Source organism: Novosphingobium sp. Chol11 (assembly GCF_900218065.1).
GTDB lineage: Bacteria > Pseudomonadota > Alphaproteobacteria > Sphingomonadales > Sphingomonadaceae > Sphingobium > Sphingobium agri.
Genome location: NZ_OBMU01000001.1, coordinates 1,284,740 through 1,309,875, shown reverse-complemented (window position 1 = coordinate 1,309,875; position 25,136 = coordinate 1,284,740). Strand labels below are relative to the sequence as shown.

At 60.7% G+C, this 25,136-nt stretch carries 23 protein-coding genes and 2 pseudogenes; 13 read left to right on the top strand and 12 right to left on the bottom strand.

Annotated elements, in window-relative coordinates; all coding sequences use genetic code 11:
- Positions 1-29 precede the first annotated feature (29 nt).
- Positions 30-833, top strand: a complete 804-nt coding sequence (locus NCHOL11_RS06460; protein WP_141397818.1) for a short-chain dehydrogenase — start codon at positions 30-32, stop codon at positions 831-833.
- Positions 834-894: 61 nt separating this feature from the next.
- Here NCHOL11_RS06460 and NCHOL11_RS18340 read toward each other — a convergent pair whose 3' ends face one another.
- A complete protein-coding gene (locus NCHOL11_RS18340) occupies positions 895-1,107 on the bottom strand; it encodes a hypothetical protein (RefSeq protein ID WP_097091578.1) in 213 nt (70 codons plus the stop codon).
- A 121-nt stretch (positions 1,108-1,228) separates the two neighbouring features.
- Positions 1,229-1,804: a recombinase family protein gene (locus tag NCHOL11_RS06450; protein WP_097091577.1), complete on the bottom strand. Its 576-nt coding sequence runs from the start codon at positions 1,802-1,804 to the stop codon at positions 1,229-1,231.
- A gap of 246 nt (positions 1,805-2,050) precedes the next feature.
- On the opposite strand from NCHOL11_RS06450, the gene NCHOL11_RS18160 reads away from it, so the two are divergent.
- On the top strand, positions 2,051-2,224 hold the full coding sequence (locus NCHOL11_RS18160; protein ID WP_176502191.1) for a hypothetical protein: 174 nt from the start codon (positions 2,051-2,053) through the stop codon (positions 2,222-2,224).
- A gap of 1,124 nt (positions 2,225-3,348) precedes the next feature.
- On the opposite strand, the gene NCHOL11_RS18155 is transcribed toward NCHOL11_RS18160, so the two are convergent.
- Positions 3,349-3,492 carry a hypothetical protein gene (locus NCHOL11_RS18155; protein WP_176502190.1) on the bottom strand — a complete coding sequence of 48 codons (144 nt, stop codon included), beginning with the start codon at positions 3,490-3,492 and terminating at the stop codon, positions 3,349-3,351.
- A gap of 550 nt (positions 3,493-4,042) precedes the next feature.
- Here NCHOL11_RS18155 and NCHOL11_RS06440 point away from each other — a divergent pair.
- Positions 4,043-4,357 (top strand): hypothetical protein, encoded by a 315-nt coding sequence (locus NCHOL11_RS06440; protein ID WP_141397817.1) that lies wholly within the window; start codon positions 4,043-4,045, stop codon positions 4,355-4,357.
- Positions 4,358-4,383: 26 nt separating this feature from the next.
- On the opposite strand, the gene NCHOL11_RS06435 is transcribed toward NCHOL11_RS06440, so the two are convergent.
- The 3 genes from NCHOL11_RS06435 to NCHOL11_RS06425 all read right to left on the bottom strand — a co-directional run bounded on the left by NCHOL11_RS06435 (position 4,384) and on the right by NCHOL11_RS06425 (position 7,861).
- Complete coding sequence (locus tag NCHOL11_RS06435) at positions 4,384-5,853, bottom strand: tyrosine-type recombinase/integrase (RefSeq protein ID WP_097091574.1); 1,470 nt, start codon at positions 5,851-5,853, stop codon at positions 4,384-4,386.
- A gap of 266 nt (positions 5,854-6,119) precedes the next feature.
- Positions 6,120-6,332, bottom strand: a complete 213-nt coding sequence (locus tag NCHOL11_RS06430; RefSeq protein WP_066523849.1) for a hypothetical protein — start codon at positions 6,330-6,332, stop codon at positions 6,120-6,122.
- Between the two features lie 155 nt (positions 6,333-6,487).
- Entirely contained in the window at positions 6,488-7,861 is a 1,374-nt protein-coding gene (locus NCHOL11_RS06425; RefSeq protein WP_097091573.1) for a M28 family peptidase, read from the bottom strand.
- A gap of 101 nt (positions 7,862-7,962) precedes the next feature.
- On the opposite strand from NCHOL11_RS06425, the gene ettA reads away from it, so the two are divergent.
- Entirely contained in the window at positions 7,963-9,648 is a 1,686-nt protein-coding gene (ettA, locus tag NCHOL11_RS06420; protein WP_097091572.1) for an energy-dependent translational throttle protein EttA, read from the top strand.
- Positions 9,649-10,007: 359 nt separating this feature from the next.
- Here the strand turns inward: ettA and NCHOL11_RS06415 are convergent, their stop codons facing one another.
- Genes NCHOL11_RS06415 through NCHOL11_RS06405 form a run of 3 tightly spaced genes read right to left on the bottom strand, consistent with a single transcriptional unit; the run spans position 10,008 to position 11,712 of the window.
- On the bottom strand, positions 10,008-10,289 hold the full coding sequence (locus NCHOL11_RS06415; RefSeq protein WP_097091571.1) for an acylphosphatase: 282 nt from the start codon (positions 10,287-10,289) through the stop codon (positions 10,008-10,010).
- Positions 10,289-11,059, bottom strand: a complete 771-nt coding sequence (locus NCHOL11_RS06410) for an NYN domain-containing protein (RefSeq protein WP_097091570.1) — start codon at positions 11,057-11,059, stop codon at positions 10,289-10,291. The genes NCHOL11_RS06415 and NCHOL11_RS06410 overlap by 1 nt, the downstream gene beginning before the upstream one ends.
- Complete coding sequence (locus tag NCHOL11_RS06405) at positions 11,059-11,712, bottom strand: carbonic anhydrase (protein WP_097092774.1); 654 nt, start codon at positions 11,710-11,712, stop codon at positions 11,059-11,061. Before NCHOL11_RS06405 ends, NCHOL11_RS06410 begins: the two co-directional genes overlap by 1 nt.
- Before the next feature lie 44 nt (positions 11,713-11,756).
- On the opposite strand from NCHOL11_RS06405, the pseudogene lipA reads away from it, so the two are divergent.
- Positions 11,757-12,714: pseudogene (gene lipA, locus NCHOL11_RS06400) on the top strand (lipoyl synthase).
- Between the two features lie 4 nt (positions 12,715-12,718).
- Positions 12,719-13,189: a type II toxin-antitoxin system RatA family toxin gene (locus NCHOL11_RS06395; protein WP_097091568.1), complete on the top strand. Its 471-nt coding sequence runs from the start codon at positions 12,719-12,721 to the stop codon at positions 13,187-13,189.
- Here the strand turns inward: NCHOL11_RS06395 and NCHOL11_RS06390 are convergent.
- Together NCHOL11_RS06390 and NCHOL11_RS06385 are read right to left on the bottom strand one after the other, a co-directional pair.
- Positions 13,141-13,653 (bottom strand): CinA family protein, encoded by a 513-nt coding sequence (locus tag NCHOL11_RS06390; RefSeq protein ID WP_097091567.1) that lies wholly within the window; start codon positions 13,651-13,653, stop codon positions 13,141-13,143. The two genes, NCHOL11_RS06395 and NCHOL11_RS06390, sit on opposite strands and share 49 nt — an antisense overlap.
- Positions 13,654-13,656: 3 nt before the next feature.
- Positions 13,657-14,832 (bottom strand): bifunctional 2-C-methyl-D-erythritol 4-phosphate cytidylyltransferase/2-C-methyl-D-erythritol 2,4-cyclodiphosphate synthase, encoded by a 1,176-nt coding sequence (locus NCHOL11_RS06385; RefSeq protein ID WP_097091566.1) that lies wholly within the window; start codon positions 14,830-14,832, stop codon positions 13,657-13,659.
- 102 nt (positions 14,833-14,934) lie between these two features.
- Between NCHOL11_RS06385 and dusB the strand changes: the two genes are divergently transcribed.
- The 7 genes and pseudogenes from dusB to hflX all read left to right on the top strand — a co-directional run bounded on the left by dusB (position 14,935) and on the right by hflX (position 24,244).
- Positions 14,935-15,954 carry a tRNA dihydrouridine synthase DusB gene (gene dusB, locus NCHOL11_RS06380; RefSeq protein ID WP_097091565.1) on the top strand — a complete coding sequence of 340 codons (1,020 nt, stop codon included), beginning with the start codon at positions 14,935-14,937 and terminating at the stop codon, positions 15,952-15,954.
- A complete protein-coding gene (locus tag NCHOL11_RS06375) occupies positions 15,951-17,063 on the top strand; it encodes a two-component system sensor histidine kinase NtrB (protein WP_097091564.1) in 1,113 nt (370 codons plus the stop codon). Before dusB ends, NCHOL11_RS06375 begins: the two co-directional genes overlap by 4 nt.
- Positions 17,060-18,505, top strand: coding sequence for a nitrogen regulation protein NR(I) (gene ntrC / locus NCHOL11_RS06370; protein WP_097091563.1), 1,446 nt, complete (start codon positions 17,060-17,062; stop codon positions 18,503-18,505). Before NCHOL11_RS06375 ends, ntrC begins: the two co-directional genes overlap by 4 nt.
- Positions 18,506-18,598: 93 nt before the next feature.
- Positions 18,599-20,851: a sensor histidine kinase gene (locus tag NCHOL11_RS06365; RefSeq protein ID WP_097091562.1), complete on the top strand. Its 2,253-nt coding sequence runs from the start codon at positions 18,599-18,601 to the stop codon at positions 20,849-20,851.
- A complete protein-coding gene (gene ntrX, locus NCHOL11_RS06360) occupies positions 20,841-22,214 on the top strand; it encodes a nitrogen assimilation response regulator NtrX (RefSeq protein WP_097091561.1) in 1,374 nt (457 codons plus the stop codon). Before NCHOL11_RS06365 ends, ntrX begins: the two co-directional genes overlap by 11 nt.
- Before the next feature lie 144 nt (positions 22,215-22,358).
- Positions 22,359-22,847 (top strand): annotated as a pseudogene (hfq, locus tag NCHOL11_RS06355) (RNA chaperone Hfq); the annotation flags it as partial.
- 65 nt (positions 22,848-22,912) lie between these two features.
- Positions 22,913-24,244: a GTPase HflX gene (gene hflX / locus NCHOL11_RS06350; protein ID WP_097091559.1), complete on the top strand. Its 1,332-nt coding sequence runs from the start codon at positions 22,913-22,915 to the stop codon at positions 24,242-24,244.
- On the opposite strand, the gene mazG is transcribed toward hflX, so the two are convergent.
- On the bottom strand, positions 24,233-25,042 hold the full coding sequence (gene mazG, locus NCHOL11_RS06345; RefSeq protein ID WP_097091558.1) for a nucleoside triphosphate pyrophosphohydrolase: 810 nt from the start codon (positions 25,040-25,042) through the stop codon (positions 24,233-24,235). The genes hflX and mazG overlap by 12 nt on opposite strands.
- Positions 25,043-25,136 lie beyond the last annotated feature (94 nt).

Genomic DNA, 25,136 nt, shown 5'->3' with positions numbered 1-25,136 from the left:
CGACCGATACCAAGACGTGGAGTAATCCGGTGCCGCTGCCATCATTATCCGAGATTTTGTTAGACTTACCTCTTTATACGCCTCTGCAGTTAGAGACGGCAGACAGCGGCACCCTCGAAGAATGGGGCATCGATACTTTTCAACTAGATGGCTACTGCACCCACTGTGAAGATCGAACCATCTTCTACGACAGCCGATTGCATCGGTTCCGGCCTGAGCAGCCGTTAGGAAACCGTTCGTTCACGATGAACATTCACTGCGGCCGGAACAAGACCCATACTGTCACGTTTCATTTTGTTATCACTAAACGAACGTTGATGAAGGTCGGCCAGTATCCATCGCATGCTGACATGTCTAATCCCGAACTTAAAAAGTATCGTAAAGCGTTGGGGCCGGAGAGAGCCGCCGAACTACATCGCGCCATTGGATTAGCCGCAAACGGTGTTGGGATTGGTTCTTATGCATACCTACGCAGGATTTTTGAGACATTATTAGCTGATCACCGAAAAGCAGTCGAAGATGCCGATGGTGCGATTGCCGGTTACGATGGCATGCGCATCGAAGAGAAAATCACAGCACTTAAATCTGTTCTGCCAGAAGCGTTAGTTCGAAACCGGAGTGTGTACGGTATACTCAGTAAGGGGATCCACGAGCTTTCTGAGGCTGAGTGCCTTGTTATCTTTCCGGTGGTTAAGGACGCCATCGTCATGATCTTGGAGCAGGATCGAGTTAATAAAGAACGACGGGAACAGGAGGCGGCTCTGCAGAAACGTCTGGATGCCGTTGCAAATCAGATCAAGCGGGCGCAGTCGGGCGGCGATCTTCTAAACTGAAGGCGAAAAAAGCAGGGAAGCGCCCGAGAATGGCCAAGGCCATCCGAACGCTACCCTGCAGTCACCCTCGTCCAACCCTCAGGAAAACTTCATTCATCATCCGCCCCCGCTCGGCGCGCTCCAGCGCCTTGCGATCCCCGCACCTGATGCAGCAGTAATGCCGCCCATCCTTCTTGCTCCGATCGATCCAGAAGGACTGCACGGGCTTCACCTGCTGGCACCCATGGCACCATTTGGACCCCTGCGGGACCGCGATGGGTATCTTCTTGCTCATTGGTCCACCGTGTATGGAAAAAGCCGCCATCTCAGACCGTCAGACGGCGAAAGGGCGGCTGGATAGGGTTAGGTAGCTGCGGGAGCCTTTCGGCTCTCCTGCGGCTGAGATGGTGGGAAAATCAGGCCCGCTTCTCTGCCCGCTGGATAGCGGCACGGCTGACCCCGAACTCCTTGGCAAGCGTCCCGAGGGAGACCCCTAAGGCCCGCTGGGCTCTCACGGTCTCCTGCTGCTCCTGCGACAGGGCGGAGGGGCGACCCAGCGCCTTGCCCTCGGCCTTGGCACGGCTCAGGCCCGCTTGGGTGCGTTCAATGAGTAGATCGCGCTCGAACTCCGCCACGGCGCTGATAACGCCCATGGTCATCTTGCCCGCTGGGCTTGTCAGGTCCACCCCGCCCAGAGCGAGGCAGTGGACGCGGACGCCTTCACCGGCCAGCTTCTCCACCGTGGCGCGAACGTCCATCGCGTTACGGCCTAGCCGGTCCAGCTTGGTAACTATTAGGACGTCTCCAGCCTCCAGCCTGTCCACCAGCCGAGCGAACCCCTTGCGCTCCATAGCTGCAACGGAGCCGGAAACGGTCTCAGCGATCACCCGCTTAGGTTCGATGGCGAACCCTGCGGCCTCAATCTCGCGGACTTGGTTGTCGGTGGTCTGGTCGGCAGTGCTGACGCGGCAGTAGGCGAAGGTGCGGGCCATGGAGCAGTCCTCTGTATCGGAAACGTGTTCCGTAAATAGGGCTGGATCGAAACGCCTGTCAAGCTACTTTCCGATACACTCTTCCGCGCTGTATCGTAATCGACCGTTTTCGTTCACCGCAGATGGCTCAGATTTGAGCCATGCCTCCACAAGCCAGATCAACTGCTTACAAGATGTTTATTTTCAATGACATACGGTCTCTTCATCATTAGATGGGAAGCCCTCAACGCAACTTAGGGGGCAAGAATGTCAGAGATTAGAATGGTGGCGGATCAGGACGCGCATGCAGCGGAGGGGGCGCGAATGGCGCTTGATGCACGGCGGCGGCTCAACCGTCTCATCCACGGCATAGAAACGGATCAACGTATCTGCACTCGCACCGGGATTGCAGTAGTACCGGTGAAGGCGGCAGCTGCTTGACGACGTTGGGGCGCGGTGCCGTCATTGTGACCCGCCGCCCCTTCCGTTCACAGGGGGCCCCCCCGGCTTTCCATAGGAGACCCTGAGGTCCCCTGCAGCGGGGCCGATGCTACCACCGCCCACCCCATGGGGGGAGCGTCGGAGTCGGCGCTATACGTAACCCGCTTCGGATTTTTTTAGCTGGAACTAACGGCCCCTTTGGGTGCCCTGAGGGGCCGCAATGACTGCTATGCCGCTGGCTCGGCTTCCTGCTTTCGGACTGCAACATAATAGCAGGCGCGCGGTGACGGATGATCGAGGCCGTGGGCGACATATGCGAACTTATCCCGCGCCGGGCCAGAAAGAAGGGAGGCGCAGAAGGCATAGGGGTAGCGGTCGATATTCATGGCTGCTCCAGTTAATTCAGGAATGGGCGATATGCAGAGCGACCTTCGCTCCGCTAGATAGCGCGGTGACCCTCAGGGCAACGTAAGGCACCCAAGAGACCGCTTCGAGGAGACCGGCCTGCAGTCCCTCCTTCAGCGGGAACCATGGCCCTTCTGGTGAGACCCGGCCTAGAATGTCGAAGGTTGCTGATCCAACCCCGTCAACGATGTAGCATTGCAGCGGGAGCAGTCCGGTTCCCCGCGCATCGGTGATGGCGAACTGATGGGTAAAGGTGCCGAGGGCGTCGGCGGTAAGGCTTCTATGGTCACCTCAGGGGCACCCGCCGACGACCAGTTGAAGGTCTCGCGGGGGTTTCTGCCGGTGAAGGGGCCGGGGACGTCGGAGACGATGTCTAAGCCGGTGATGTGGGCTTCGATCTCCGCGTCGCTCGGTTCCGGGGCAGAGGGATCGGTGAAGTGGTTGGTCATTATTCATACTCATGTTGAGGGTTGAACGGCGCAGGGCCGTGGCGTTGGTCGCGGTGCGACCGGACCCCGGCTCATGACCGGGATAGGGTGGCGACCATCCAATCCGATGCCGCGCCACAAGGCAGGGAAAGGATGGCCGCGAGGGTCCGACTGAAGGGACGTTAGGGTGCCTTCAGAACTGAAGGCTCCTTCAGGGGACTTGAGGGGGGGTGGCTCAGTTTTGAGCAGCCCTCGAAAGTGAGGGCAGCTGCATCCAAAGTTGGATGCACCTCAGGTGGCGGTTAAACGCTGCTCCACGCCCGCCTTGATCTCCTGCCAGTGCCGGCGGGACTGGGCGATGCGGTCGGCGACGGGCGTCTCAGCCTTCTTGGCCCGATAAGCGCGGACGCGGCTGGCATCGCAACAGCGACACATGGGCCTTAGGGCATCCCACGCTTTTCGGTCGGTGGCAAAATGAGCATGGGGCTTTGCGGTTGAGCATTGAAAACAGAACTTCACGCCTGCCGCTACGCGGACGGGCGGAATGCGACAGGTGCGCGGCATTGAATATCCTTTGACGAAGCGGACCCGCAGGTCCGACGTTTCTCTCTCCACTAGTGCGGGGTAATGGCGAGACGCCTCCCTCTGCGCCAAAGTCAGGGGGAGATGGCCTGTTGGCCGCTGAGATGCAGAGAGGGGAGCGGTAGGAGTGGGTGATCTGAAGGCCACCGAGGGTTTACCCTAAGGTATATCCCACCCCACAAGTGCGGGGTAATCGACCAGGGCGGCTTCTTTCTTCAATGGTGCGTGTCAATTAGTGAGACGCGGCAGGGGGCACGGTCGCTGAAGGTGAAGAAGCCTGTAGGACCAATTAGAGGAAGAGGAGGAAGGAGTTCCCTAGGGTTTACCTAAGGGTAGTCCTCCCTCAATGGTGCGGGAAAATCGAGTAAGGTAGAACCGACCGTCACGCAGAAGGGGAAAATCAATGCACACCAGCATGTTCAGCATGGGGCATACACGCGACGAAGTGAGAGACGCGCTCAAGCAGCACTACAAGCGGGACAATGGACGCCTCGGCTTCTATGATCTCGTAACCGGTGCCTGCGCCCTTTTCCTCGTGCGGAAGATGGAGATTGTCGACGCAGCAGCCGTGCTGATCGGTCTCGGCGCAGCCATCACGGCAATCCGGCACTTCATCGACCAGAGCAATCGGAACTTCTATCTGCATCGGCTGGACTGGGAAGAGGCCGCTGAAGTAGACCGACCATCTCGGCACCCGAATGACGGCACGGGATGGTGATGTGTCTCGGGAAGATTTCCCGAGTGTCAGGCGGTGACGGTCGGCATCTCCAAACCGGGATAGTCTATCAGGGCGACGATCTCCGCCAGCCGCTGAAGCATCGTCATGCCGCCATAGACGCCGAACGTCAGGCCCTGCTTCTCATGGCCGACCAACTGCGCCACCTCATTCTGCGGCACCCTAGCGCGCTCCAGCTGCCCCACCACGTTCTTGCGGAACGAATGGAAGACCTTGCGGCGGTCGGTGAAGCCGAGGGACCGCTTGAAGCGGGAGAACTCTTTGCCAGCGTCACCGCCGGGTTTCCCTCCGGGCCCCTCAGGGTTGAACTTGGGCCACAACCGGTCGCCGGGCTTGCCCTTCTTCGCCCTCGTCGCCAGCCATGCCAGCTTGGGATGCAGGGGCACCTTCCGCTCCCCGGCCACCGTCTTGGCGTCGGTGATTTCGATGAACGTCACCCCGTCTTCCACGCCGATCTGGCCGCAGGTCAATGAGACGATCTCATTCAGCCGCATGCCGGTGAACATGCCGACGATCATGACCTCTGTCAGGTCGGTGCGGACTGGCGGCGGCGAGAATAGCCGCTCCAGCTCCTTCGGCTCCCACGCGACATAGCCGAGCTTGTTCCGGCCATCCTTCAGTTGCCTGCGGTGCCCCTGAAACGGGCTGGGGCCAGTGCAGTGTTCCCGCGTCTCTGCCCACTTCCACAGGGCGGTGAGCGTAGCCATGTGCCGATTGACGGTCGCATCCGACAGGCCCTTGTCGCGACCTCCGAAGGTCTTCTGCAGTTCCTTCCACGACATCGGCGGCGCGTCCTTCTTCGCCTTGCCCGTGCGAGCCCAGTTCGGATCAAGCTGACGGAGTGCGTCTGCGAAGGCGGAAGCGTCGGCGCGGGTCACTTGCCGCAGAGGCCGCTCCCCGAAGAAGCTGGCGAACAGGTCGAAGGTGGCGACCTTCTGCTGCTCCGTGTTGGTTTCCTTGCGGCCAGGCGCAATCTTCCAGAGGCGGAGGTGTTCGTCGGCGAGTTCGCGGAAGGTAGCCTGTAGCTCCTGCCGGGGTTTGACCTTCTGGCCCATGTGGGCGTCCCGCGCGTCACCTAGCGCCCAGACCTTCGCCTGCTCCTCAACCGTCAAGGGGCGGTCCTCCGCCGCGTCGGCCATAAGGCTGAGAGTGAGGTCGATGCCTTCCGTCACCTCGTCGTAACCCATGGGATCAGGGTTGCCGACCTCAGCGGTGAAGTGACCCTGTTCGGCGAGGGTGCGGAAGGTGTTGTAGAGGTGGCGCAGGCTGGCCTGCTGCGATCCACCTGCAGCGGAGCGAGCGGCCCAAGCCGTTTTCAGCGACACCTCCCATGCAGATGCCTCCAGCTTCGCGGCGCGCTTATCGGTGGCCGTCAGGGTTCGGTAGAGATGCTCCTTGCCACCAAGCTCGGCCCGTAGCGCCTGAGGCACCCGCACCCTAGCTTCCCACTTGTTATGCCGTGCCTTCAGTGCTGCCATGGAGCCCCCTAAGCGCCCGTGTGGGGCAGGTTTGTGGGGCAGGTCTGTAGGGCGGAAGGTGCCGGAAATGCAAGGATATTCGATGTTTTCTGGTTTTCAGAGACCTCTGTCTCCGTCTCCTGTCTCCCCGACCACCTTCAAACATCGATGATCGGCGCTGTTCCTGCGACAGCTTCTTGCACAGCTACGGCGCGTATCTCGCGCACATAGAAAAAGGGCGGACCGTGACACGGCCCGCCCTCTTAAAAATCTTGCTGACGCGAAGATTATTCGGCGTTCGCAGCGTTCGAAGCAGCGTTCGCAGCGTTGTCGGCGGCGTTAGCAGCATTCGCAGCGTTGTCGGCAGCGTTAGCAGCGTTTTCGACAACGTTTTCGACAACAGCGTTCGAAGCGTTCGCGGTCTCGTTGGCCGGCTTCTCACCGCAAGCGGCGAGGGCCATCAGGCCGGCCGAAGCGAAAACAACAGCGATCTTCTTCATTGTGTACGGCTCCCATAGCATATTGCCGCGTCGGCATATTGTTAACACGCCCGACGCGAGCGACCCGCATTAACGTGTGCGCTGCACAAATCAATGCTTTTCTGCGTCGGTGAAGCGACGGAATCACGCGACGGAATGTTGTCTACTACAAAAGTTCACTTATTCGCCAGCGATTCTGTGGTGGTGGCGAATTCATGCAGGGTGACGGCCCAGGCTGCCACATTCTGTTGCAGTTGCGCGCGATCCACCTTGCCCAGGGTGTCGTCCGCAGTGTGGTGGATGTCGAAATAACGGGTGCCGTCCTGCTGCAGATCGACTACCGGCACCCCTGCCTTCACCAAGGGCTCGATATCCGATCCGCCTCCGGCAGCGATGCGGCTGGGCGCGATGCCAAGTGGAGCAAGGGCGTTCGAAATTCGGTTGGATACCGCTGCGTAGGTTGCGGGCAGCTTGAAATCGACGCGCCAGACGCGGTCTGCGCCGAAGTCCGATTCCATGGCCACGACATGACGTTCGCTGCCATGCGTGGCGAAGTAGGCGCGCCCTCCATCGCCGCCGACCTCTTCCGCCCCCGCCATGAGGATGCGGATGGTGCGGCGGAGGGAGCCTGCCTTGGCAGCGTGGAGCGCAGCAGCCGTGATGATCCCGCACCCTGAGGCATCGTCTATGGCACCGGTGCCCTGGTCCCAACTATCGATGTGGCAGGCGGCAAGGACGATGCCCGCGGCCGGATCAGCGCCGGGCAATTCCGCGATGACGTTGCCCGAAGGCTGATCCTTGAGCATCCTGGACGTAAGGGTCAGGTGAAGGCGGACGGGCTGGCCCCGTGACATTACGCGGATCAGCTGGTCGGCATCCACGGTACTGAGTGCGGCGGCCGGGATCGGCTTCACGCCATCGGCCCACATCTGAACACCGCTATGCGGCAGACGGTGCTGATCGGTGCCGATCGACCGTATCAGGATCGCCGCTGCGCCTTTGCGTGATGCGACACTTGGCCCCTGGCGGCGGGTCGCGCCGAAATGGCTGTAGGAGCTGCCATCTTGAGTCGCTGTCATGGCATGACTGACGAAGGCGATCTTGCCCTTCAAGCTGCCGTCGGGCGCCGCCTGAAGATCAGCCAGCGTAGGGAAATAGACGGCTTCGCCCTCGATCCCCTTCGCGGGCGTCGATGCGCTGTTGCCGAGCGCGGCCAAGGCCAGGTGCTGAGGGAAGGGCGATACAATCCGTGCTTCGTCATGGCCGCGTACCCAGACCGGCATGCTATATGGTTCCGCGCGGACATTGGAAAAGCCGAGTGACTTGAGCTTCGCAACCGCCCAATCGCGCGCCCGCGCTTCCTGAGGTGTGCCAGCCGGGCGAGGGCCGACCTCCGTCGTAAGGCTTTCGGTGAAATCCCAGGCAATGCTGTCCTGCAAGGCCGCTTCTCGAATCGCGGCGGCGACTGGAGGAGCAGCTGCGACGGGGAGGGGAGAGGCGACGCTGCCGAGAAGGAGCGCGGCGATGGTGCCCGATCGGATTTTCTGCATGAATGAAGGCTTAGCCAGCGATCCGGCATTTGCCAATGGCGCCGGGCTTCGCTAACTCCGGCCCAAATTTAGTCATTCGTCTTTCGGAGCTGTTTCAAGCCATGTCCGCGTCATCGCAATATGCCTTCGTCATGAAGAACATGACCAAGAGCTTCCCCGGCGCCCCAAAGCCGGTGCTCAATGGTATCAACCTGCAATTTTATCGCGGCGCCAAGATCGGCATCGTCGGCCCGAACGGCGTCGGTAAATCGACGCTGATCAAGATCATGGCGGGCATCGATACCGACTATAGCGGTGAAGCCTGGCCTGGCGAGAATGTCAGCGTCGGCTATCTGGCGCAGGAGCCGCAGCTCGACCCGGCCAAGAATGTCCTGGAAAACGTGAAGGACGGCGCGCGGGAAATCGCGGACAAGCTGGACCGGTTCAACGAGATCAGCATGATCATGGCCGATCCGCCGGAAGATGCCGATTTCGACGCCCTGATGACCGAGATGGGCGAGTTGCAGGAGCAGATCGACGCTGTCGATGGCTGGACGCTCGACAACCAGCTTGAGATCGCGATGGAAGCCCTGCGCTGCCCGCCGTCCGACTGGTCGGTAGAAAGCCTGTCGGGTGGTGAAAAGCGCCGTATCGCGCTGACCCGGCTGCTCATCCAGAAGCCGGACATCCTGCTGCTCGACGAACCGACCAACCATCTGGACGCGGAAAGCGTGGAGTGGCTGGAAAACCACCTGAAGGAATATGCGGGCGCGGTGCTGATGATCACCCACGATCGCTACTTCCTCGACAATGTGGTGGGTTGGATCCTGGAGCTCGATCGCGGTAAATATTTCCCCTACGAAGGTAATTATTCGACCTATCTCGAGAAGAAGTCGAAGCGCCTGGAGCAGGAGTCGCGCGAAGAATCGGGCCGCCAGAAGGCGATCAAGGATGAGCTGGAGTGGATCCGGCAGGGACCGAAGGGACGCCAGACCAAATCGAAGGCGCGTATCGCCAAGTTCGAGCAGCTGGTCGCCAGCCAGGAAAACCGTACGCCGGGCAAGGCGCAGATCGTCATTCAGGTGCCGGAACGGCTGGGCGGCAAGGTCATCGAAGCGAAGAATATTTCGAAGGCCTATGGCGACAAGCTGCTGTTCGAGAATCTGTCCTTCACGCTGCCGCCCGGCGGCATCGTTGGCGTGATCGGGCCGAACGGCGCAGGCAAGTCGACGCTGTTCCGCATCATCACTGGCCAAGAGACACCTGACTCCGGTGAAGTGGATTTCGGTTCGACCGTGCGCCTCGGCTATGTCGACCAGAGCCGCGACCATCTCGACCCGTCAAAGAATGTCTGGGAAGAGGTGTCGGATGGCCTCGATTATGTGAAGGTCAACGGCCACGACATGTCCACGCGGGCCTATGTCGGCGCCTTCAACTTCAAGGGGCAGGACCAGCAGAAGAATGTCGGCAAGCTGTCCGGCGGTGAACGCAATCGCGTCCACATGGCCAAGATGCTGAAGAAGGGCGGCAACGTCCTGCTGCTCGACGAACCGACCAACGATCTTGACGTCGAGACGCTGGCCGCGCTGGAAGAGGCGATCGAGAACTTCGCCGGTTGCGCGGTGGTTATCAGCCACGATCGCTTCTTCCTCGATCGCCTTGCCACGCACATCCTCGCCTTCGAAGGCAACAGCCATGTCGAATGGTTCGAGGGCAACTTCGAAATGTATGAAGAGGATAAGCGCCGCCGTCTGGGTGATGCCGCCGACCGGCCAACCAGCCTGGCTTACAAGAAGCTGACGCGCTGATGAGGTGTTGAGGGGGCCGGATGTGCAAGTGGTTGCAATCAGCGCAACCAGCACGGCGCCCTTCGCACTTGCACAATATGTCGCTTGATCACATATCGGAGGGGCCTTTCAGGCATCCTCTCCTAAAACTTTCAGGCCGGCCCATCTGGGTCGGCCATTTTTTTGGGGCTGGCGATTGGTGGCTGGACTGATGCAGGTTAAGTCTGAGTAAGCTGGTACGATCAGGGCGTCGGGCTGCGAGGCTAGGTCGGCTGCTAATGCTGTTTGCGCTCCGCCCGTTGAGGGCAATATCTTACGAACAAGAAGGCTTTAACAAGCTCAGCCAACGGCCTGAACGTTCGAGCTGCGCATAGTTTGCTCTAGCCGGTCGATCGTTTCTCGAAAGAAGTCAGGTCTTGCACGGCCTGCTCCGTCACTTTAATGCGCGCGACCTGCGCTGCTGGTGGTCCCTCATGAGCCAAGGCCATGAAGCGTTTCACCGCGTCTTCGGACCCCTCGATCACCGCCTCAACACTGCCGTCGAGCCGATTGCGAACCCATCCCGCCAATCCTAGATCGCGCGCGGTTTGCATTGTCCAATTCCGGTAGAAGACGCCCTGTACCCGGCCCAAGATCATGAGGCGGCGGGCGACAACAGGCATCAACGCACCCGCTTGATCCAGGTCTGCCCGTTTTCACGCGTTTCCGTGATGAAGTTGGGGATCGCCTGCACCAGATCCGAGAGGCGTTTAAAGCCATAGTTGCGGACGTCGAAGCTCGAACGGTTTGCAACGCGCTGACCGACCGGGCCTAAGGCAGCGAAACCATTCTGATCGCGCTTTGCCGCATCATAGGCTTCTATGAGCAGGCGGACGACCTCTTCATCGACTTTGTTTATATCGGCTTTGGTTGGGTCCGCAGGCTTTGCGGCGGCTTCGTCCGGCGCTGCGACAGCGGCACCAGGCTCGGGGCTTGCTGGTGCAAGCGATGCCGCCAGCGCCGCCACGTCGATGAAGCGCGTGCATGCGCGGCGAAATCCCTCCGGCGTCTTGTCGGAGCCAAATCCATAAACGTCGATGCCTTCCTGGCGGAGGCGGGTCACCAGGGGCGTGAAGTCGCTATCGCTGGACATGAGCCCGAAACCGGTGACGCGGCCGCCAGCCATCAGGTCCATGGCGTCGATCGTCATCTTCATGTCGGTCGCATTCTTCCCCTTGGTGAGGTCGAATTGCTGCTGCGTTTCGATGGCCTGCGTCACGGCCTGCCGCGCCCAGCCCTTGAGCGAAGGCTTGCTCCAATTGCCATAGGCGCGGCGGATGTTGACCGTTCCAAGCTCGGCCAGAACGGTCAATACTGGGTCAAAATGGTCGGCGGAGGCGTTATCAGCGTCGATCAGCAGGGCGACATTGCCGCTGGGGATCGCCGACGCCATCAGGCCGTTTCCAGCGACGCAGGATGGAATTCGCCACTCGCTTCGTCAAGCAGATGAAGCTGGCCATCGGCAATCGCGAAGAAGGCCCCAACGAGTTTCAACTCGCCATCCCTTTCCTTTGTGCGGACGCAGGGGAAGGTCCGCAAATTGGCGAGGCTGACCTTGACGCCCTCCTGCTCCATGGCGCGGTGCGCGTCACGGCCGCGATCATCGCCAAAGCGTGCAACGACCTTGTCGCGGGCGTCATCAAGCATGTCGATCCAGTTATGAATGAAACCACCTTCGCCGGGAGGGGCGTCTTTCAGTTCCTGGCTCAGCGCCGCCTTGCAGCCGCCGCACTTGCCATGACCCATGACGACGATCTCGCCCACCTTGAGTACCTGAACGGCGAACTCGAGCGCTGCTGAAACACCGTGGTGACCGGGATTGGTTTCGAAGGGAGGCACCAGTGCCGCCACGTTTCGGACCACGAAGATCTCGCCCGGGCTGGTGTCGAATATCTGGGCAGGATCGACCCGGCTGTCGGAGCAGGCGATGACCATGACGCGCGGGCTTTGCCCTTCGCTCAGTTCATCCCATCGTTCACGCTGTTGCGTCCAGCCAGTGTTGCGGAAGCGGCGATAGCCTTCGAGCATGTCGGAAAAGTCGGTCATGGCCATGTCTCTGCCCAACAATCTGGGGGCTGGCAAGAGCGGGCATGCATCGCTATTTGAGGGCGCATGACAGATACCGCTCCGCTACCTGTGCAGGCCACGCCCCAGCGCACACGCAAGCCCGACTGGATCAGGGTGAAGGCGCCGACGAGCCCCGGCTATCATGAAACCCGAAAGCTGATGCGCGAAAAGGGACTGGCCACCGTTTGCGAAGAAGCGGCTTGTCCCAACATCGGCGAATGCTGGACGAAGAAGCATGCGACGGTGATGATCCTGGGCGACGTGTGCACCCGGGCCTGCGCCTTCTGCAACGTCAAGACCGGCATGCCGCGCAAGGTCGATACCAATGAACCGCAGAATTTGGCCGATGCCTGTGCGGAGATGGGGCTGGAGCATATCGTCATCACATCGGTGGATCGCGATGACTTGCCGGACGGCGGTGCTTCGCAATTCGTGAAGGTGATCGAAGCGCTGCGCCGCACGACGCCCGATACGACCATCGAGATATTGACGCCGGATTTCCGGAACAAGCATGAACGCGCCGTGCAGATGATCGTGGCCGCGCGGCCGGACGTCTATAATCATAACTTGGAGACAGTACCCCGCCTATACCCGACTATCCGGCCCGGCGCACGCTATTATGCATCGCTGCGACTGCTGGAATCGGTGAAGAAGCTAGACCCGTCAATCTTTACGAAATCCGGGATCATGCTTGGCCTGGGTGAAGAGCGCCTGGAGGTGCACCAGGTGATGGACGACATGCGTTCGGCCGACATCGACTTCCTGACGATGGGGCAATATCTGCAACCCACGCCGAAGCATGCCAAGGTGATGGAGTTTGTCACGCCTGCCGCCTTCAACGCTTATGCGGCCATCGCGCGGGCCAAGGGCTTTTTGCAGGTGGCATCAAGCCCGCTGACACGTTCCAGCTATCATGCGGGGAAGGATTTCGCCGAGATGCGGGCCGCGCGTGAAGCTCAATTGGCACGGGCGGTACGCTGAACACATGCCCAAGCATCATGAAACAAGGCCGCTTCCCTATACGCCGGACCAGATGTTCAATCTGGTTTCCAACGTCGCTGCCTATCCTGAATTCCTGCCTTGGGTAAGCGCCATTCGCGTGCGCCAGGACAGCGATTCAGAGATGGTGGCTGACATGATCGTCGGCTTCAAAGGGATCAAGGAAAGCTTCACCTCGCGCGTTCACAAGCATCGGCCGGATTATGTACGGGTCGATTATCTGGAAGGACCGCTGAAGCATCTCCACAATGAATGGCGCTTCCGCGATGACGGCAAGGGCGGGGTGCTGGTCGATTTTGAAGTCGAGTTCGAGTTCAAGAACCGGCTTTTCGAGATGCTGGCTGGCCAGATGTTCGACAAGGCGCTGCGCAAGATGATCGGTGCGTTCGAAACGCGCGCGGCGGAACTCTATGGTGATTCGGGCAGCAACAGTTCGAGTGCGCAGAGCGCCGCCTGAAGGCGGACGCCGCCCCGGCCACTATCCTCGAAATAACGCATGTCCGCGACGACCTTGTCCGGATTGCCGCCACGTTCGGCGCGCGCGAAAACGACGGTGCCGACCGGCTTTTGCTCGGACCCGCCGCCGGGGCCGGCGATCCCGGTAATCGCTACCGCGACATTGGCGTGGCTTTTTATCAGGGCCCCTTGGGCCATCGCCCATGCGGTCGCAATGGAGACGGCGCCGAAGGTTTCCAGCACGTCTTGCGATACCTTCAGCAACTCATTCTTCATGTCGTTGGAATAAGTGATAAATCCAGCTTCGAAGACCTCGGAGGATCCGGCGATCTCGGTTAGCGCTGCAGAGACGAGGCCGCCCGTGCAGCTTTCCGCAACGGCGATAGTGCGGCCAGCGCGGCGATTGGCGATGATGACGCGTTCGGCAAGGTCTACCAGCGGCGCGGGGAGAATGCGATCAGGCATGGCTTAGAATAGCGCGGGGAGGGAGATGGTTGCAACGGCTTGCGCAGCGATGCCTTCGCGGCGTCCGGCGAAGCCCAGTTTTTCCGTCGTCGTCGCTTTGATACTCACGCTGTCGAGCGGGATGGCGAGTATTTCACTGATCCGCTGTCGCATGGCGTCCCTATGCGGTCCGATTTTCGGCGCTTCGCAGATAATCGTGACGTCAACATGGTCGATGCGCCCACCGCGGGCGATGACGCGCGCCCCGGCATATTCCAGAAAGCGCGAGGACGCAGCGCCGCGCCATTGCGGATCGGACGGAGGGAAGTGGCTGCCGATGTCGCCTTCGGAAAGAGTGCCGAGCAAGGCGTCGACAAGGGCGTGAATCGCCACGTCCGCATCGCTGTGGCCCGCAAGCCCCCTGTCATGAGGCACCTGCACGCCGCAAAGCCAAAGCTCCTCGTCAGCAGCAAGGCGGTGGACGTCATATCCCATGCCTACCCGAGTCGTGCGTCGCGACGCCAGCAGGGCTTCAGCCCGAGCGAAATCCTGCGGATAGGTCAACTTCTCCAACCTCTCATCTCCGGGCACCAATATGACGTCATGGCCCGCAAGGCGCAGCATCTGTGCGTCGTCCGTAGCTTCACGGCTGCTGTCCCAGTTGCGATGTGCGCTGAGGATAGCATCGAAGTGAAAGGCTTGCGGTGTTTGCACCCGGTAGAGCCCGGATCGGTCGACGGTATCGCCAGCGGAATCATCCGCCGACCTTACCAACGTGTCCGCGACCGGGAGAGCGGGAAAGGCTCCGGGCGCTCGATCGAGAGCGCCCAGCAACTGTTCGATCATGGCGGACGAGAGAAAGGGCCGTGCGGCATCATGGATGAGCACCCGGTCGGCGCCACCGCCTGCGGCGATGGCTTCCAATCCCGCGCGAACGGAGCCTCGCCTGCTATCCGCGCCTTCGATGATCGAGGTAACCTGGCCGCCGCCGATCAATGCTCGCACAGTGTCTTCCTGCCCAGCGCCTATGACGAGGTACACCGAGTCAACGGCCGGATGTGCTGTAAAAGCGTCGATGGCATGTGCGATGACTGCCTTGCCGCCGACTTGGCGGAACTGCTTGGGCGTATCGCCGCCCGCGCGGCTTCCCTGGCCTGCGGCGAGGACCAGTGCTGCGACCTTGTGATTATGCCCTGTCATCGCAGCGCGTGTAGCGAACGGCGGATCGCTCCGCCAGACCACTTGCTTGCCGCGCGATTGCTTTTCAGCTAAGGGCTGCCTGTTTTTTAGGCAAAGCTGGTGATGCGCACTTTATCCCCCATTTCCGTTGGTCCGGTGACGATCGACATGCCGGTGATCCTGGCGCCGATGACTGGCGTCACGGACATGCCGTTCCGTACTCTGGTCCGCCGCTATGGGTCAGGATTGAACGTGACGGAGATGATCGCGACCGCAGCGATGATCCGCGAGACGCGGCAGTCGTTGCAGAAAGCGGCATGGCACCCGGTGGAAGAGCCGGTTGCGATGCAGCTTGCGGGCTGTTCGCCGCAGGAGATGGCTGAAGCGGCGAAGCTGAACGCCGATCGTGGTGCGGCCATCATCGACATCAATATGGGCTGCCCGGTCAAGAAAGTGGTCAATGGCGACGCGGGCAGCGCGCTCATGCGTGATCTTCCCTTGGCCGCCGCGCTTATCGAAGCGACGGTGAAGGCGGTCGATGTGCCCGTGACCGTAAAGATGCGCATGGGATGGGACCATTCCAGCCTGAACGCGCCGGAACTTGCGAGGATTGCCGAGGATCTGGGCGCCAAACTGATCACGGTCCATGGGCGCACCCGCTGTCAGATGTACAAGGGTAGTGCCGATTGGGCATTCGTGCGCAGCGTGAAGGAAGCCGTGTCGCTTCCAGTGATCGTGAATGGCGACATTTGCTCGATCGAGGACGCGGAGACTGCGCTGGAGCAAAGCGGGGCGGATGGCGTCATGATCGGCCGGGGTGCTTATGGCAGGCCTTGGCTTATTGGGCAGGTGATGCATTGGTTCCGGACGGGGACGCGGCTTGCCGATCCGTCTCTGGAGGAGCAATATCGCCTGATTACAGAACATTATCGGTCGATGCTGGATCATTATGATGGCCTGACCGGCGTCAACATGGCCCGTAAGCACATCGGTTGGTACACCAAAGGCCTCACCGGATCGGCGGAGTTCCGCAACGCCGTCAATCAGGAGCCCGAAGGCGACGTCGTTCTGGATATGCTCGCGCGCTTCTACGAGCCGCTGATTGCACAGGATGAGGCAGTCGAGACGCGCAAGGCTGCATGACGATGCCGTTGACGACCGTCCCGCCGCCTAGAATGCAGCAGGACGGGCCATCGCTTCCGGAACTGATGACGGCGCTGCCGGTCGCTACGCTGGTGATTGCTCCGGACAACAGCATCTCGGATGCCAATGTGCGGGCGGAAACATTGCTCAACATGGCGCGGTCGGCAATCGTGGGCAGCGACGTCACGCGCACGATCCGCATGGCGGAAATGGGCGGGCGTTTCGACATCTGGCATAGCAACAAGCCAATCGCCGCCTATGACGTGAAGGTTCACGCGGGACGGACGGCCGAGATGGAGGTCGATCTGATGATCGCCCCCGTGATCGACCATGAAGGGTGGCGGGTGGTTTCCATTCACGCCCAAAGTCACGCGCGCAAGATCGGTCATCGCGGCACTGCGGGCGGCGCTCGATCAGCCATGGGCGCAGCGGCGATCCTGGCCCATGAGATCAAGAATCCGCTCTCCGGCATACGGGGCGCGGCGCAGTTGCTGGAGTCCGGCAATGGCGGGCGTGATACCGTGTTGACGCAGTTGATCTGCAATGAGGTGGACCGGATCGCTGCCTTGATCGATCGGATGCAGGATTTCACGACCGATCGCAGGCTGGAATGCCGCCCCGGCAACATCTACCCGATGATCGACCAAGCGGCCAACATTGCAGCGGCCGGCTTTGCAAGAAATATCAGGATTATAAAACGTTACGATCCATCGCTGCCATTTGCGGTGATCAATGACGATGCGCTTGTGCAGGTCATGATCAACCTTCTAAAAAATGCGGCAGAAGCGCTGGAGAATGTCGAGGAGCCCAGCATCCGCGTAGAAACCGCATTCCGTCACGGAGTCTCCGTCGTACTCGGCGACGGGAAGGGGAGCGCAGTTCTGCCCATAGAGATATTGGTCATCGATAACGGGCCGGGCGTGCCGGAGCATATTTTGGATCACCTCTTCAACCCCTTCATAACGGGGAAGCGGGACGGGCAGGGCCTCGGCCTCGCACTTGTGGACAAGCTGGTCCGGGACATGAACGGCTTCGTCCAATATTCACGCGATCCGGAAGCAGGCGAGTCGACCTTCCGCATCCTTCTTCCGATGGGGATGGCCGCGTGACGAGCACCGGGTCCATCCTGGTCGTCGATGATGATCCCGCCATCTGCGTGGTGGTGGGAGAAGCGTTGCGACGGCAGGGGCATAAGGTGAAGACGGCGTCTTCCATCCGGGAGCGCAGCGCCTTGATCGACAGTTTCGCGCCCGACGTGCTCATCACTGACGTCATGCTGCCGGATGGCGACGGATTGGAGGGCGTTGCGGATATATTGGACCGCAAGCCGGGCCTGAGCGTCATCATATTGTCGGCGCAGAACACGTTGAACACCGCGATCAGGGCGACCGAGAAGGGCGCCTTCGAATATCTTCCCAAGCCGTTCGACCTCAACGAGCTGTCGCGCGCGGTTGGCGACGCGCTTGGCATGAACAAGGCCGAGGAAGGCAAACAAGAGGATGCGGGCCTGCCGCATGACGGTTTGCCGCTCGTCGGCCGGTCTCCCGCCATGCAGGAGGTTTACCGGACGATCGCGCGCGTATTGTCCAACGACCTCAGCATCCTGGTGCTGGGGGAATCCGGAACAGGCAAGGAACTTGTGGCCGAAGCGATCCATGGCCTGGGCCAGCGCCGCACGAAACCGTTCGTCGCGATCAACATGGCCGCCATCCCACGTGAGCTGATCGAGGCCGAGTTGTTCGGCTATGAAAAGGGAGCGTTCACGGGCGCAAATGTCCGGACTGCGGGGAAGTTCGAGCAGGCACAAGGGGGCACGCTCTTCCTCGATGAGATCGGTGACATGCCGATGGAGGCCCAGACTCGCCTGCTGCGGGTATTGCAGTCGGGCGAAGTGACGACGGTCGGCGGCTCCAAGCCTGTACGCGTGAATGTGCGCATCATCGCGGCGACCAACAAGGACCTCCCTAAGCTGATCGAGGAAAACCGCTTCCGGCAGGACCTCTATTATCGGTTGAACGTAGTCCCGATATCCCTTCCAGCTCTGCGGGAAAGGCGGGAGGACGTGATCCTGCTCGCGAAGCATTTCCTGGAACGGGCCGCGCAGGAAGGGCTGCCGCGTAAGACTCTGGCGGACGATGCGGCGCAATTGTTGATGGCGTATCACTGGCCAGGCAACGTCCGCGAACTGCAGAACCTGATGCAGAGGCTGGCGGTGTTGAGCCGCGAGAATGTGATCGCGGCGGAGGTGCTGCGAAACAGCCTGCCGCTCGACCTTGTGCCTTCAGACTATACTGCGCCTGCCGATCAGTTGGGGCTGGCGGTGCGCGAATGGGCGAAACGGCAATTGGGCATCGGTATCGGCCAGCCTAACCGCAACCTGCACGACGACATGCTGGCGGTGGTCGAACCGATCCTGTTGCAGGAAACCTTGGCAAGCGTGGATGGCAATCAAATCCGGGCGGCCGGGCTGCTGGGGATCAATCGTAACACGCTCCGGAAGAAATTGACGGACTATGGCCTTGACCCCCTTCAACTGCGCGTCTCGGACTAAGGCGAGACAAAGCGACAGAAGTGTTCGGCCAAGAGACATGCACGCCGAATTACTGTGTTTGAACCGGCACGGCATTGTTGTAAGAAAGCAACTATGGAAGGTGCAGTGACTCTCTCCACGCGGGGCCGGGCATGGAAGAGATATTTTCCACCCTTCCTTCGGCGTCATCTTGCTCCGTTAGTCGAGGCTATCACGCTGCTGCTCTTCCTCGGCACCGCCAGCCTGACGTATATCCTGCTTTCGGGGCAGGGGCAGTCCTACACCTTGCTTACCCCGCCGATCGTCGCATTGCTGCTCGTCGGAAATCTGGTCCCGGCTATTGCACTGCTCGTGCTGCTGGGACGCCGGGTGGCTAAGCGCCGCGCGGCTCAATCGGCCATAGGCAGCGACGGACAGCTGCATGTCAGGCTGGTGGCCATCTTCTCCATCGTCGCCAGCGTTCCCATGCTGCTGGTGGTGATTTTCGCATCGCTGCTGTTCCAATATGGTGTGCAGTTCTGGTTTTCCGACAGCGCGCGCGGGATGCTGCAAAATGCGAGCGACTTGGCGCGTGGCTATTATGAGCAGAATCTTCGTGAGGTCGGGGACGAAACCGTAACCATGGCCAGCGACCTGCGTGATTACCTGGCCCAATCGAAGGTATCGAGCCCCAGATTTGCCGAAGGTTACATCTATCAGGTCGTGACCCGGAAGCTAAACAGATCGGCGATCATTGAGGTTGGCAAGGATGGCGTTGCGCGCACCGCGGCGACAGTCGATCCCGATAGCCAGCCTGCTTCAGAAATGCTCTCATCCGATGCTGTCAAGCGGTTGGAGGCAGGAGAGAATGTGGTTGTCGCCGCCAAGCCCAATCAGATCGAGGCGGTTACGCTGCTATATCCGGGAGCGAAAATCTATCTCTATGCGACGCGCGATTCCGGTTCGACCGCCTTCAGCAATGTCGAACGCGCGCAAAAGGTCTTATCCGATTATGACATTTTCGCGGCCCAATCGCGCGCTCTCCAACTGCGTTTCAACGTAGCGCTGTTCGTCGGTTCGCTGCTGCTGGTCGGAATCGCGGTCTATATCGCCCTTGCGGTTGCGGACTGGATGGTCCGGCCGGTGAACGAACTGGTGACCGCGGCACGCCGGGTAACGGCGGGCGACCTGTCGGCTCGCGTGACCAGCCCGCAATCCCGCGATGAAATCGGGACCCTGGCATCTGCCTTCAATCGGATGACGCAGCGGCTTGAGGCGCAAACCGGCGCGCTTGTGGCCGCCAACAGCCAATTGGATGAGCGCCGCGCATTTATCGAGGCTATCCTGTCCGGCGTATCCGCCGGTGTGCTTTCCGTCGATCATGAGGGCATCATCCTGCTTCTCAACAGCTCTGCTGCTGCCATCCTCGTCAAGGAGGGTGATGATCCTGTCGGGCAGCCATTAAGTGCTGTTTCGCCGGAGCTAGCCGCGCTCATCGCTTCGGAAGAGGGGGCGGGCATCGTACAGACGCGCGGGCATGGCGAGGTGCGGACTTTGGCGGTCAAGGTCTCGCAAGACGCCTCGCGCCATATCCTGACCTTTGACGACATTACGCAGCAGCTATCCGATCAACGGCGCGCCGCTTGGTCGGACGTGGCGAGGCGGATCGCTCATGAGATCAAGAACCCGCTCACGCCCATTCAGTTGGCCGCCGAGCGACTGCAGCGGCGCTATGCCGAAGAAGTGACGAGCGATAAGGCGACTTTTACGCGGCTCACGGGCACGATCGTCAGGCAAGTGGGCGACTTGCGGCGCATCGTCGATGAATTTTCGTCCTTCGCGCGGATGCCGAAGCCGGTTTTCCGCCGGGAGGCTGTGGCGGATATCGCCCGTCACGCACTGTTCCTGCACGAAGTGGCGCATCCAGACATTAAATTTGAATTTCATGGCGAGCCGCACGATATGGACCTTGTCTGCGACCGGCGGCAGCTGGGGCAGGCGCTGACCAACATCGTCAAGAATGCCGTTGAGGCGATCGAGCCAAAGCCTGAACCGACCGGCGGCGACGTGCGTGGCCATGTGCGCATGACGGTGAGGCAGGACGAGGGCAATTTGCTGATCGAAGTGAGGGATGACGGGATCGGGCTTCCGCCGGAGCGGGAGAGGGTGCTGGAGCCCTACATGACGACCCGGACAAAGGGGACCGGCCTGGGGCTCGCGATCGTCAAGAAGATTGTCGAAGAACATCTGGGCGAAATCCGCCTGGACGATGCGGAAGGGGGAGGCACGAACGTGACCCTGCGCTTCCCCATCGCCGCTCTTGAGAAATTGGAAGAAGGGCAAGTCGTTGCCATGCCCAAGGGAAAAGTGACAGCCAATGGCGCTTGATATTCTGGTAGTCGATGATGAAGAGGACATCCGCGACCTGGTTGCGGGTGTGCTTGAGGATGAAGGCTTCACCACTCGCACGGCGGCCAACAGCGACAGCGCAATAGAAGCGCTGGACGCCCGGCGGCCTTCGCTTGTGCTGCTGGACGTGTGGCTTCAGGGGTCAACGCTCGACGGTCTCGAACTGCTGGACGAGATCAAGCGGCGCGACGCCACCATCCCCGTGCTCATGATTTCCGGGCATGGAAATATTGATACTGCCGTTGCGGCAATCCGGAAGGGCGCGGCGGACTTTATCGAAAAGCCGTTCGAAGCCGATCGGCTGCTCCATCTGGTATCGCGAGCGACGGAAACCGAGCGGCTGCGCCGGGAAAATCAGGTTCTGCGCGCGCGCTTCGGACAGGATGATGAGCTGACCGGGACATCGGCCGCAATCAATGCGGTCCGAGCGACGATAAAGAGGGTCGCCGGAACTGGCAGCCGGGTGCTGATTTCCGGGCCCGCGGGCGTGGGCAAGGAAGTCGCGGCGCGGATGCTTCACAGCTGGAGCGGCAGGGCGGACGCGCCCTTCATCATCGTCGCGGCGGCGCGGATGGACCCGGACAGGGTCGAAGAAGAGCTGTTCGGGGTCGAAGACCCGAGCGGCCTGGTGCGTCCTGGTTATCTTGAGCAGGCGCATGGCGGCACGCTCTACCTCGACGAGATCGCCGACATGCCGCTCACGACGCAGGGCAAGATATTGCGGGTGCTGACGGACCAGAGCTTCACGCGCGTTGGCGGGCAGCGTCAGGTGAAGGTCGATGTTCGTGTAATTTCTTCGACCGCGCGCGATTTGGCAGCGGAGATCGAGGAGCGGCGGTTCCGGGAAGACCTGTTCTATCGCCTCAACGTTGTGCCGCTCGTCATACCGCCTCTTTCCGAGCGCCGGGATGATATCCCGCCGCTAGTGGACCATTATCTCGCGCGCTTTGCGGCCGAGAGGCGTGTCCCTTCGCCCGAGATCGCCAGTGACGCCATGGCCGCACTTCAGGCAAATGAATGGCCCGGCAATGTCCGCCAGCTGCGCAACGTCATCGAACGTACGATCATCCTCGCGCCGGGCGAACGGATCGGCCGCATCGAGCTGGACATGTTGCCGAGCGAACTGACGAGCAATGGTGCGAGCGAGGGCATGGGGCAATCCGCCATCATGGGCGCTCCGCTGCGGGAAGCACGGGAAAGTTTCGAACGTGAATATCTGCGCATCCAGATCCGACGCTTTTCAGGCAACATATCACGCACCGCGACGTTCATCGGCATGGAGCGGTCGGCATTGCACCGCAAGTTGAAGCTGCTCGGCATCACCGACGGAAAAGACAATTGAAGCAAGAGGATGAGCGCTGGCTCATCTGGGGCATGGACGGCCCTTCGCAATTGCGGTAGCGTCCGGGTTGCTCCCGATGCGCGGGGGCGGGCAAGACACCCTGCCCAGGGGTGCAAGAGCGGGTAACGTCCCGCCAATAAGGCGAAGACCATGGCAGAAAAACTCAATAATCTTCAGGACATCTTCCTGAACAACCTGCGCAAGAGCAAAACCCCCGTGACCATGTTCCTGGTCAAGGGCGTGAAGCTGCAAGGGATCATCACCTGGTTCGATAACTTCTCGGTACTGTTGCGCCGCGATGGGCAGTCCCAGCTTGTCTACAAGCATGCCATTTCGACGGTCATGCCCGCACAGTCTATGGACCTCACAGACCTTCGCAAGGCGAGCGACGGCAACTCCAAGCCGAAACTGCTTCAGGAAATTTTCCTGAGCGCCGTGCGCAAGTCTGGCAGCCCGGTCACGATGTTCCTGGTAAACGGGGTGATGCTTCAGGGCGAGATCGCCGCGTTCGACCTGTTCTGCATGCTGCTGGAACGCGACGGCATGGTTCAGCTGGTCTACAAGCACGCCATTTCCACCGTTCAACCCCTCCACGCCCTCGACCTGAGCGGCGAAGGCGAGAGCGACGATTGATCAATCTATGTTCGTACGGCCCAGCTTCGCATGAAGCGGGCCGACGCTTGATGCGTTAAGCGCTCATGGCGGTCTTCAACCGAGATACGGCCGATGAGGTGTCGCGCGGCGCGCGGGCCGTCGTCGTGCGTGCCGAAACGCATGGGATGGAGCGGCGCGACAGCGACGCGCGGCTCGAGGAAGCGAGAGGGCTTGCCCTGGCGATTGGTATCGACGTGCGCGCGGCCCAGACATTTCGTGTTCGAGATCGAAAGCCCGCGACGCTGTTCGGCAGTGGGCAGGTTGATCAGATCGCGACCTTGGCGCGGGCAGAAGAGGCGGAACTGGTCATCGTTGACAATGCATTGAGCCCGGTGCAGCAGAGCAATCTGGAGAAGGCGACAGAAGCCAAGGTGATTGATCGTACCGGCCTGATCCTGGAAATCTTCGGTGAGCGCGCGGCTACGAACGAGGGGCGGCTGCAAGTCGAACTGGCGCACCTCGACTACCAGGCCGGGCGGCTGGTACGAAGCTGGACTCACCTAGAACGCCAGCGGGGTGGTTTCGGCTTCCTTGGCGGCCCGGGTGAAACGCAGATCGAAGCCGACCGGCGGATGATCCGCGATCGGATGGCAAAGATCCGGCGGGAACTCGACCAAGTGACGCGGACGCGCAGCCTTCACCGGGCTCGTCGTCAACGCGCGCCTTGGCCGGTCATTGCGCTTGTCGGCTACACCAATGCGGGCAAGTCCACGCTGTTCAACCGCATGACTGGCGCAGATGTCATGGCGGAGGACCTGCTGTTCGCAACGCTGGACCCCACGATGCGCCAGATCGCCTTGCCGGGCCTGGACAAAGCAATCCTGTCGGACACCGTGGGCTTTGTTTCGGATCTTCCGACGCAGCTGATCGCGGCATTCCGGGCGACGCTGGAAGAAGTCCTGTCCGCTGACCTGATCATACATGTTCGCGACATCGCGCATCCTGACAGCGAGGCTCAGCGCGATGATGTTCTGGATGTGCTGAGCGAGCTTGGGGTGGCGGGCGAGGGCGCGGTTGAAGGCGAAGGAGGGGAGGACGCCCCCCCGATTATCGAAGCCTGGAACAAGCTTGATTTGTTGGATGAAGACTCAGCCGCTCAACTGCGGGAGATCGCAGGCAGGCGCAATGATGTCGTGATCCTGTCCGCGCTGACAGGGGTAGGGGTGGATGATCTGCAGCGGCGCATCAGTGGCCAGATGACTGCCGGAGCGGAGATCCATCAACTTCGAGTGCCTGTGGCCGATGGCGCTGCTATCGCCTGGCTGCATGAGCATGGTGAGGTGATCGGAAGCGAGACAGCCGACAGCGAGGTCGTCGTGACAGTGCGATTGTCCGAGTCCGCCTTGGCCCGTTTCATGAAACGCTCAACTGCTTGATGCCACAGGTTGTTGGTTGGCCAATTCCCGCTTGGCTTGCTGCCACAGGGCTTCCTTCTCTTCCAGCTTGAGAGTCTGGAAGCGGTCACCCGCCGCGTTTTCCATGCTGCGGAACCGGGTTTCGAACTTCGCATTGGCATCTCGCAAGGCCGCTTCGGCATCGACCTTCAGATGCCGTGCGAGGTTGACGACAGCGAACAGCAGGTCGCCGACTTCCTCGTGATGCTCCTGCGAAGATCGGGCGTCATGGACTTCCTGCAATTCTTCTTCGATCTTCGCTATGACGCCTTGTGTGTCAGGCCAATCGAAACCGGTGCGGGCGGCACGCTTTTGCAGCTTTTCAGCGCGGAGAAGTGCAGGAAGCGCTTTTGCGACGCCAGCCAGAGCGCTGCCGTCCGGTTCCTTGGCAGCGCGTTCTGCAGCCTTGATCGCTTCCCATTGAGCATGGCCGTGCTGGCGATCGGAGCCTTCGTCGAAGATGTGCGGATGGCGGCGGATCATCTTCTCGGTGACGCCGTCGATGACATCCTGAAGCGCGAAATGGCCCGCTTGTTCGGCCATTCGGCTGTGGAAGACCACTTGTAGCAGAAGGTCGCCGAGTTCGTCGCAAAGCGCGGGCATGTCGTTGCGTTCGATTGCATCCGCGACCTCATAGGCTTCCTCGATTGTGTAGGGAGCGATGCTGGCGAAATCTTGCTGGATATCCCAGGGGCAGCCCGTTTCGGGGTCGCGGAGTTTCGCCATTATGGCCGCCAGCGGCATGATGTCGGCGGGGCTCGCTTTGCTGTTGGATGACATGGTTGTCCTGAATTCGAGAAGGAAATAGTGAGAAGATAAAGATTTGAGGGGGACGTGGCTATCCTGACGAGTTTGTACGATAATATATATTATG